The 9,834-nt window shown below is 39.2% G+C and carries 10 protein-coding genes and 1 pseudogene; 3 read left to right on the forward strand and 8 right to left on the reverse strand.

Annotated elements, in window-relative coordinates; translation table 11 throughout:
- The 3 genes and pseudogenes from CDZ78_RS15010 to CDZ78_RS15025 all read right to left on the reverse strand — a co-directional run.
- Window positions 1-181 (reverse strand): ISAzo13-like element transposase-related protein (locus CDZ78_RS15010; RefSeq protein WP_444979211.1); only part of this gene is annotated, 181 nt, incomplete at its 3' end.
- Window positions 182-228: 47 nt separating this feature from the next.
- Complete coding sequence (locus tag CDZ78_RS15015) at window positions 229-501, reverse strand: hypothetical protein (protein ID WP_087868120.1); 273 nt, start codon at window positions 499-501, stop codon at window positions 229-231.
- A gap of 33 nt (window positions 502-534) precedes the next feature.
- Window positions 535-1,659 (reverse strand): annotated as a pseudogene (locus tag CDZ78_RS15025) (DUF3375 domain-containing protein).
- Window positions 1,660-1,836: 177 nt separating this feature from the next.
- Here CDZ78_RS15025 and CDZ78_RS15030 point away from each other — a divergent pair.
- The 3 genes from CDZ78_RS15030 to CDZ78_RS15040 are packed head-to-tail and all read left to right on the forward strand — an operon-like array spanning window position 1,837 to window position 4,756.
- Window positions 1,837-2,967 carry a glycosyltransferase family 9 protein gene (locus CDZ78_RS15030; protein ID WP_087870738.1) on the forward strand — a complete coding sequence of 377 codons (1,131 nt, stop codon included), beginning with the start codon at window positions 1,837-1,839 and terminating at the stop codon, window positions 2,965-2,967.
- Between the two features lie 12 nt (window positions 2,968-2,979).
- Window positions 2,980-4,008, forward strand: a complete 1,029-nt coding sequence (gene waaF / locus CDZ78_RS15035) for a lipopolysaccharide heptosyltransferase II (protein ID WP_087870739.1) — start codon at window positions 2,980-2,982, stop codon at window positions 4,006-4,008.
- 1 nt (window position 4,009) lies between these two features.
- The gene (locus tag CDZ78_RS15040; RefSeq protein WP_087870740.1) at window positions 4,010-4,756 is read left to right on the forward strand and encodes a lipopolysaccharide kinase InaA family protein; all 747 of its coding nucleotides are present in this window, start codon (window positions 4,010-4,012) and stop codon (window positions 4,754-4,756) included.
- A gap of 144 nt (window positions 4,757-4,900) precedes the next feature.
- Here CDZ78_RS15040 and CDZ78_RS15045 read toward each other — a convergent pair whose 3' ends face one another.
- The 5 genes from CDZ78_RS15045 to tnpC form a co-directional block, all read right to left on the reverse strand.
- Window positions 4,901-6,628 (reverse strand): ArnT family glycosyltransferase, encoded by a 1,728-nt coding sequence (locus CDZ78_RS15045; RefSeq protein WP_167374326.1) that lies wholly within the window; start codon window positions 6,626-6,628, stop codon window positions 4,901-4,903.
- Window positions 6,629-6,776: 148 nt separating this feature from the next.
- On the reverse strand, window positions 6,777-7,487 hold the full coding sequence (locus CDZ78_RS15050; protein ID WP_140414092.1) for a TVP38/TMEM64 family protein: 711 nt from the start codon (window positions 7,485-7,487) through the stop codon (window positions 6,777-6,779).
- 4 nt (window positions 7,488-7,491) lie between these two features.
- A complete protein-coding gene (locus CDZ78_RS15055; protein ID WP_087870743.1) occupies window positions 7,492-8,217 on the reverse strand; it encodes a glycosyltransferase family 2 protein in 726 nt (241 codons plus the stop codon).
- A gap of 234 nt (window positions 8,218-8,451) precedes the next feature.
- The gene (locus tag CDZ78_RS15060; protein WP_087870744.1) at window positions 8,452-8,946 is read right to left on the reverse strand and encodes a glycosyltransferase family 9 protein; all 495 of its coding nucleotides are present in this window, start codon (window positions 8,944-8,946) and stop codon (window positions 8,452-8,454) included.
- Between the two features lie 152 nt (window positions 8,947-9,098).
- The coding region (gene tnpC, locus CDZ78_RS15065; RefSeq protein WP_140414093.1) for an IS66 family transposase at window positions 9,099-9,834 on the reverse strand (736 nt) is incomplete at its 5' end.

Below are 9,834 nucleotides of genomic sequence, written 5' to 3' on the forward strand. Positions count from 1 at the left end.
ATTGAGCATTGCGGTCAGGATGACCACCCATCGTAATGTTTTTCTGGGCTTTGCGCTTAACATATTCATGTTTTTTTAATAAATATCGAACGATATTACGACTGACAGAATAACCCTTTTTTAATAATTCACTGACGATTTCACGCGGCTTTAGATAAGTCCACCTAATAGATGAATTCATTGGATTGCCTGCTGTATGCTGTTGAAGAATATCTAAAAAGTCTTGATCTATTCCACTGTATTCAGGGGTAGAGGTCTTTTTTTTCGACCGCCTCCAGGTTGTCTGATTCCTGTTATATCCAGTTCTAATTCGGTGAGTTCTTTTTTTCCTTGGCGGATAGTTTTTGGGTCACACTCTAATAAAGCTGAAATATAGTTAACGCCACCATGAGATAATTTTTCACTTTCAATGGCGGCATACCGTCGCTTATTTTTTTCACAAAGTGAGTCATAAAATTTCTTCATCGACTTTTCGATATTTTTTTTATAAGGAAATGACATAAGACAACCACTGAGTAATAAATTAAGATAACCTTAATTTAGGGGAGATATTTCATTATTCAAGCTTGGCTGCTTCAGGAAGTTATTTCGTGCACATTCCTTAGTATCATCCAGATAGATAAAGTCTTTATCTTTAGGCGGTGTTTGTTTGACTGCAATCGCTGATTTTTCGATTTCATGAATAATCGACATAATACGTTTATTTTCCAGCCAGACCTGGTCATCTAAATAACGGCGTAATTGTTCTACCAGGCTAGAGCTGGTACGCTGCACTTTTTCACCCGCTTCCAGCAAGTGATATTTCATCTTTGGCAATAATTCGTCCGGCTCACAGCTTTGCACTTCTTCCAGAGCCAGCACTTTTTATATTAAGTTGTTAAATTCTTCCTGTCTAGCTGGCGACATAAGCAAGCCCCAGAATGCCTGAAAACTTTTCCCCTGATCAGAATCGCCAATATCATCTTGCTCACCAAAAATATCATCCAGTAAATCCCCCTTGTGTTTACTGCTGGTGGCGATTTTCTCACGCGTGCGCCGGTCAAGTTGACGAAAATTCTCTTCAACCTGTCTAAAATCCATAAGCAAACTACGCGCGGTTTCTTCCAATTGATAAAAGCGCTCTTTGACCTGACGCGGATCATAGCTAATCACTTCGCCTTGCTGCAGACGTGAGATTTCGGCATCTATCTCGGTCTTTTGTGCTTCTAATTCAGCGATACGTTGCTGCGGGTCAGTCTGAGTGGTTTGTAAAATACTGGCGAGTAATTCAAACACTGTTAATAAGCGTGACTCTGTACCGATAAATTGTTTTTGTTCTAAACTACGAAGCCATTCAATCGACTTTTCACTGGCAGGTGTTAAGTCAAATTCTGGTTCATCACTGTTGTCTGCATAATATTTGCGCAGAAACGCATTTTCGCCATTTGCCCAGTCAGTTAAATAAGCTTTGGCCGTTTTTGGGTATTTGTTACGCTGAATCTGACGCAGATGAAATAAAGTGTCTTCCAGTTTTTCTGTCAGTTCACTTTGTTTTAATGAGCGGCAATTAGGCTGTATAAAAACGCGATAAAAAAAGCTGATAATAAGTGCTGAATTATCCGCACAAAGTAAGCGCCAGGTTGGATGTTGCCGAAGCTTGAGTAGATAGTCGTGTTCCATTGTGTGGTCTTGTAGAAGTGGTTTTTCCGTGTTTAATGCGCTTCGTGCCTCAGCACATCCTATAGGGTTTATACTTCGTACATCCGTGACCGAGCGAAGTATAACGCTGATATGATTTTGAACTACGAAACGAGAGTGCTAGAATTGAGTATCCTTCCTACTGTAGCATAATATTGCATGACTAATAACACAGCCCCCCCGAATAAAATTACAGTTATCCGGCTTTCTGCGATAGGGGATGTATTAATGTTATTGCCAGCTATTCGCCTACTCAAAAAACAGTTTCCTGAAACACAAATTGATTGGCTAATTGATAGGCCGATTGCCAATATCTTAGCCGAAGTTACTGAAGTTAATGTCGTGCCAATAGATAAACCTAAATCACTAGGGGATTATTGGCGGCTAAAAAAACAATGGCACAATAAAAATGCCGGGCAGTTAATTAGCTTTCAAACCAGTTTTGTCAGTAATATGGTCATGGCGTTATTGCCAGCCGAGCATAAAACCGGTTTTGGTTCCCCTTACTCACGGGAAGGGCATCATTTGTTTACCAATACGGCTTATACTTTACCTAGGAATTTACATCAGGTTGAGATTTTTTTTGAATTAGCCAAAAAATTTGCCGGCATTAATGAATTAATAAAAATAACAGCAGATGACCTAACCCTACCCATTGCTAATGCTGATAAAGAGTGGGCAATTAATAAGTTGCAAACGAATCAGCAATGGATTGCTATTAACCCAATGGCTTCGTCACCTGAAAGAACCTGGCCTGTGGATCGATATGTAAGCTTAATTGATAACTTACATGCATTATATCCAGATAAAAATATTGTTTTAACTGGTGGCCCAGGCATAAAAGAAATTGAGTTTGCCTCTAACATTCAACAACAAACTGTTGTGTCTTGCCTTAATTTAGTTGGACAGACAACGCTGACACAATTAGCCGCTATTCTTAAGCAAGTCAATTTGCTGATTGCCCCCGATACGGGGCCTATACATCTTGCAAGTGCTGTAGCAACAACTGCCATAGGCCTATTTGCTGCAAAACGCGCTGAATATACAGGACCTTATAATCAGGTACAAAACTGTATTAATCTCTATGAGCAAGCTGCAGAAAAAATCATGCATAAACCCGTATCTCAACTGGCTTGGCAAAAAAATATTCCAGGTGCCGAGGCGATGCAATTAATATCAGTTAAGCGGGTAATGGATAAAATTGTAGCAGTCTTGAACGCTGATGATAGCTTGGTAATTAATAGCCAAAGCTCCTCCAGTAATAAATCAATGAATCAAGTGGAAAACTGAAATACCAAACTTATGAATGTTCTTATTTTTTCCCCTGGGTGGGTGGGGGACATGGTTATGGCACAAGCATTATTTAAAGTGTTACACCAGCAATATCCTGACTTAACACTTGATGTTGTCGCGCCTCCCTGGCCATATGATTTATTACAGCGCATGCCAGAGGTAAGCAAGCACTACAAAATTGAAGTGCAACGGGGCAAATTTAGCTGGCAAGGTCGCCGGGAAATGGCCAACAAACTACAAGGCAAGCACTATGATTGGGTAATTACCTTACCTGTTACCTGGAAGTCTGCTTTAACGGCTTATTGGAGTGGAGCACCAAAGCGCACCGGTTTTTTAGGGGAGCTGCGTTATGGTTTATTAAATGATTGGCGAAAACTGGACTCTCAGAAACTTCCCTATATGGTGCAACAATATGTTTCTTTGGGCCTGGATGCAGGTGCTAAGGTACCTGAATTACAGGATATTCCTCAGCCTAGCTTAACAGTTAATAGTACAAATACTGAACACTGGTTACAAAAACTTAATGTCGCTCAAGACAAGCCTATTGTTGCACTAATGCACGGAGCTGAGTTTGGGCCGGCCAAGCGCTGGCCTGCGGAGAATTATGCGCTGTTGGCTAAATATTTAGTCCAAATGGGGTGTCAGGTAATGATTTTAGGTTCAGCCAAAGATTATGGTACTGCTTTGGAAATAGGGCAAAAGAGTAACTGTAAATTATTTAACTTATGTGGTGAAACCAGCCTGTTAGATGTCGTGGATCTTCTTGCTTGTGCTAATCTGGCTATTAGCAATGATTCAGGGCTAATGCATATTGCAGCAGCTGTCGGGATTCCACAAATAGTTATTTATCGTAGTTCCGCACCTGAATTTACACCTCCACTTAATGATAAGGCTATTATTTTACAAGGAGAATTTAATAACCCTCCTATCGATAGAATTAAATTAAAATCATTAGAAGGTATCAGTGGTTTTACCGATGTGTCAGTTGATTCAGTAATAACGGCCATACAATCACTTTGCAACATATCACAAAAATAATATGAAAATAGTTGTTACTACACCCTATAAAAGGGTTGATATTCAATTTGTATTAAATGAAATACAAACTAAGGGCCATATTGAATATCAAGGGCGTAATGTTGTTAAATCCATTACAGTTGCTTTTGAAAAATGGAATGTTAAGATTTTTAAAATGCCGCATTTGATCAATAAAGTAGTGTATCGCTGGTTTAGAAAATCCAAGGCTCAGCGCTCTTTTGAATATGCGCACATACTTATTGAAAAGGGGGTTGATACTCCCCGGCCTATTGCTTATGCCGAGCGAGGTTCGATTTTATTTTTGTTAGAAAGCTATTATATAGCTGAACATTTAGATTGTGATCTAACATTTAGAACGCTGATACATGATCAACAATATCCGGATAGAACCAATATTCTGCAGCAATTTACCGTATTTACATATAACTTGCAGATGAGCGGCATTCATTTTATAGATCATTCGCCTGGCAATACCTTGATCGTTAAGCAAAACGACCAGCGCTATCAATTTTATCTGGTTGATTTAAATAGAATGAACTTTGGCCCTTTAAGTTACCAGGCACGTATTGAAAACTTTACTAGATTATCTTTAACTGATGAGATGATTGAAATAATTGCCAAAAAATATGCGGTACTTTGTGATAAGGATGAACAAGAGGTTTATACAGATATGCTCAATGCCTGTCATGATTTTGCGCGTAAAAGGGCTAGAAAAACGGCTTTAAAAAAGAAAATAATGGGGAAATAATTCCTGGTTTTTTAAAATGGGACAGTTTTTACCATGAAGCACATGAAGTTAATGGAGTTAATGAAGGAAAAGACTGTCCCGTTTTAAGTTTATAGGCCAAAAAAGTATATCTTGTACAGTTTCCAGGTTAACTGTTTTGCAGGTCTATTTAGGCTGAAATGTAAAAGCATAGACATCATCAGGTGGATTGTCACACTCTGGTAGCCGGCCCTCTTCGGTAAACAATATCCAGTCTCGGTTATGCGCTCTGCCTAGCTCAATTGCTTTGCTGTTGTTAAAGCATGTTAAGTCTGTTTTTTTGAATGTTAGAACATAACGTTTATTACTGTCAGCCTGCCACTGCCATGCCTTCATAAACTGAAAGTTCTGTGGCGTATGATAACCAAAATGCGTTGTTTTAAAGGGTGAGAATAAAATGAACTGCTCTCTAAGTCCGACAATTCCAAGCTCAGAATCTTGTGGAACCTGCTGTGCGATATTGGCTAAAATTATTTTGGGCGTTTTAATCGGGTCACGCAAGATATAACCCCAGGTACTATATAGAATCCATAAACCAGGAATAAAGATGATCCAGCTGATAAATTTAGCTTTTTTAAAACTAACAATAGTAGCAAAACAGGCCAATATACCGACTGTTAAACATAGGCCCCACGGCTGAATATGAAACTTTGTTTCAAATTTGACTAATGCCTCATGGTCTAATAAGCCAGCAAGGCCTAGGGAAACAAAAACTCCTGCAATGATTACAATGATTATCCAGATTAATCGATTTAGCCATTTATTGGATAAAACCTCGTCTAAATACGGGGCAGTGATTAATGCCAGCATAGGGAGTGCAGGTAAAATATAAACACCTCGCTTGCCTGGGCTAATGCTAAAAAATAATAACACTAAAACAATCCAGCCCAGGGGGAGGATAATACGTCGATCGGCAATACAAATAGCATGTTTCCAATGTTTAAATAACCACGGAAGCATTAAACATATTGGTAACCAGAATAGAGGAATGACGGCAACAAAATAGTACCAGAATGGTTTGATGTGATGCCATGGATTGGCATAACGTGTGGCTGTTTGTTTAAATAAGATATTATCCCGGTATTGTTCAAATACCGGATTATTAGAATATTCAACTAATAACAGCATAGGAATAAACCACAGCATAATTGCCGCTAATAATGCGAGAATACCGCCCGCCCACAGCCAGGAACCTTGAATTTCTTGATCTTTAGCCTGAAAGATTCTAAGTAAAATATAAGGTAGTAGCATTAAAATGGGTAAAAAACCAACACCCTTAGTAATAACACCAATGCCCATAAAAAAGCAGCCAATAAAATACCAGCGCCAGTTACCATCTGATAATAAGTGCCTTAATAACCCATAACAACCAATTGTGACCCAGCAACACAACATCGCATCAATTTGTGCAGTTTTTGCCTGTAAGGTAAATTGAATAGTTAGTAATAATAAGAGTGCTGCGCGCCAGCCAACTTGAGCCGACCAATAGCGACGTCCGAGATCATAAACCAGAAAAGTAGTGATTACGGAGCAGATAGCTGAAGGTAATAAAAAGGCAATTTTAATTGAGCCAAATAACCAATAAAAAACCGCAATGCTCCACATGAAAACAGGTGGCTTATCAGGATAAAGCTCTCCTCCACGCATAGGGAAAAACCACTGTCCTGTTTCGACCATTTCTCTCGCAACCTGGGCAAACCGAGGTTCATCGGCAGGCCAGGGTTCGCGTAAACCTATACCTATAAATATGATAGTCACTGCAAAAACAAATAACCAGACCAGGTTAAATTTATGATCATAACCTGATTTGAAACGGTACAAATCAAACCAGTAAGCTATCTTATTTATCGACACATTAATCTCATTATTTTATTGTTATGAAGTACTCACAGTAGCCATTGACCAGAGCAACTTCCCTAGGCACTTGGAAATAAATAATCGTCCAATATTTGGGCAGGATTTTTGTTTGTCATCAGTGCTGTAGCAATAGGCGCATAGCTGGTTACGAAGCTAAAGACTCGCGTGTTTGCTTATCCATTTTATATTGGCGATATAAGCGGGCACTGAGCAAAGAGGAGACAATAAAAAGTGCAATACTCAGACCAATTTTCCAAAAAGATAACACTTCAACACCACTGCCTGCGATGGCAAAAATAATCATCTGTGGTAAATAGCCAATAAAAGATCCCGCAATAAAATGACTCCCTTTGGCATGAGTTACACCAACAACTAAATTAGTGATTAAATTGCTGCCTATCGGCAATAAACGAATGATAATGGTTTTTGTGAAAGCATGATCATGTAAAAACCGGTCAATACCACTTACTTTTTTGGGGAGTTTTTTTCTGACAATGGATCTTGCTAAAAGCCGTGCAAAATAGAAAGATAGAATACAGCCTAAGGTTGTACCAAATGTGGCTAACAGGGTTCCATTAAGCACTCCAAACGCATAGCCTCCTAAAAAGGCAGCTAATTGCCTAGGCAGTCCACAGGCAGTGGTAAACATACAAAGTAAGATGAAATATAAAATACCCGTAGTCCCTTGATTTTTTACCTGGCGATCAACCCATGCCTGGTCGAATTCGGAGACTGATAACAAATAGTTAATGAGTAAGCCTAGTAAAACCATGCTGACTAGAGTTAATACTCCCGTCCACAAGGCTCTATTCGCAAATATACGTATCACACGTCTTTTAGGTAATGAGCGAGACAAAAGATCAGGCCTCGTCTATAACTTCAGGGTGTTTTGCCCGCCTTTGCAGCCACATCACACCAAACATATCTACTATCCCTACCCACAACCGGTTCCACATATTATATTTGGAAACACCAGCCAGGCGATTCCTGTGTTTTACTTCGGAAACTACAATTTCACCCGATAACCGGCAGACTAGTGCAGGAATAAAACGGTGCATGTGATCAAAATAAGGCAGTTGTAAAAAGGTTGCTTTAGGGAATATTTTTAACCCACAGCCTGTATCAGGTGTACCATCACCAAGTAAACTAGCCCGCACTTTATTAGCTAAGCGTGATTGGAAGCGATACCAGGAAGTGTCTTTACGATTTTTTCGGTAGCCTGCAATACAAAAATGTTCCCCGGGTTTAAATTGCTGCGCTTTAACTAACATAGCAGGAATATCTGCCGGATCATTTTGCCCATCAGCATCCAGAGTAATTATTAACTCACCTTTAGCTGCTTTTATTCCCGAATAAACAGCCGTGCTTTGGCCAACACTTTGTGCGTGTTTTAAGGCTCTTAACTCACTACGCCCTGCATTTTTTAAGCGTACTATTTCTTCAAAAGTGCCATCGCTGCTACCATCATCAATATAAATAATTTCAAAGTCTTGTTGTCCAGTTAATGCGGCATATATTTCATCAACCAACGGTTGAATATTTTCACGTTCGTCTTTAGCGGGGATCACTATTGAAATCGTACTCATTTATAACCCTAAATCTTATATAAAATAGTTAATTATTTTAACATTAGTTTATTAATACGACATACATCTACTTTCGAATTCAGAAAAAATAGTACTTCATAAAAATAATTTATTAATAATCATAGCATCAAGGCTTATATAGCCCATATTTACTCTGTTTTTTTAAGTAGATGCGGCAAAACATTTTATTGGTTTTTTTGATGATACTCCGCCCTCATACAATAGCGAGTTTCATTACTTATAATCTTGTATGGGTTCAAGTCCAAGTTCTATTATTTTTTTACAGGCCTGAATAACCTTTTGTACTGATATATTTTGCATACAGTGAGGGCTTTGATGAATACAGTCGTTTATAGAACGATTGCAAGTTTGAATCCAGTCAATCTTGCGCTTAAATAATAAAGAAGTATTTCGGCATTCAATATCAGTAGTAACACTGCGATAAGGAATGTTTTTCCAAAATTTTGCCTCTGCAAATAAAATTGTCGAACCTCCACCGAATAGGCAAACAGTCGGGGTCGCAATAGCTTTAGCCAGCTGACCGATACCATTGTCTAAGCACACAATTAATTCTACATTTTGCATGACTTCAATTAATTGTAATAAACTTAGATTGCCACGGTAGCAAGGTAACTGAGTCACTTTTTGTACCTCATCAAGTTGGGCCTCTTCACCTTTGCCTGCACTTAGAATGACCTGCTTATTGTGCTGTTTAAAATAATTGGCCAATGTTTAATAGCTGATTTTGCACCTATATGAAATAAAATTATATTATCGGTTGCCCCATGATTTATAGTGGGTTGATTTTCATGGTTTTTAGTAATATTCGTATAAGCAGGTAGGTAAGCGTCGATTCTTCCCACCTAGACAAGCTACGCCACTTACTTTAAAGGCTTGATTTTTTCAGTCAGGTTCCAGGGTAAAAACTGATCCAATGCCTCTGGCTTATAGTGCCTACCAAGCTTGGGTAGTGCGGTGAGTAAATACTTTAAGTAATCAAAAGGCTCTAGGTTATTGGCTACCGCTGTCTGCACAAGACTGTAAAGTAGTGCGCTGGCATTAGCGCCGCGTGGAGTTTGATTAAATAACCAGTTTTTACGGCCAATCACAAACGGCTTGATATGACGTTCCGCTGCATTATTATCAATTTGTATATTACCATCATCAATATAGCGGGTTAGGCTATCCCATTGGTTAATGGTGTAACGAATGGCTTTACCGATCGCACTATCTTTTGCCGTTTTGGTAAGGTTGTTATCACACCACTGTTTTAAATCTTCCAGCAGAGGTTTGCTTTTTTCCAGACGCAACAAATAACGTTGCTCTATTGTCAGGCCTTTGAATTGTTTTTCTAGTGCATACAAGCGAGCAAACTTGCGTAATGCGGTTTGGGCCATGCCCATTTTATTCTTGCGGCTTTCTTTAGGGAGTGCTTTCAACGCTTCATCGAATTTACGACGCGCATGCGCCATACAGCCGACGAGGATACAGTCATCTGATGCCAATGCATGGTAGCCGGCATAGCCATCCACCTGTAAGTGACCTGAAAAGCCCTGTAAGAAGTTTGCTGCATGCGCACCTGCCCTTGTCGCCTGATACTCATACAAAACAATCGGG

The sequence above is a fragment of the Bathymodiolus platifrons methanotrophic gill symbiont genome (genome assembly GCF_002189065.1).
GTDB lineage: Bacteria > Pseudomonadota > Gammaproteobacteria > Methylococcales > Methylomonadaceae > Methyloprofundus.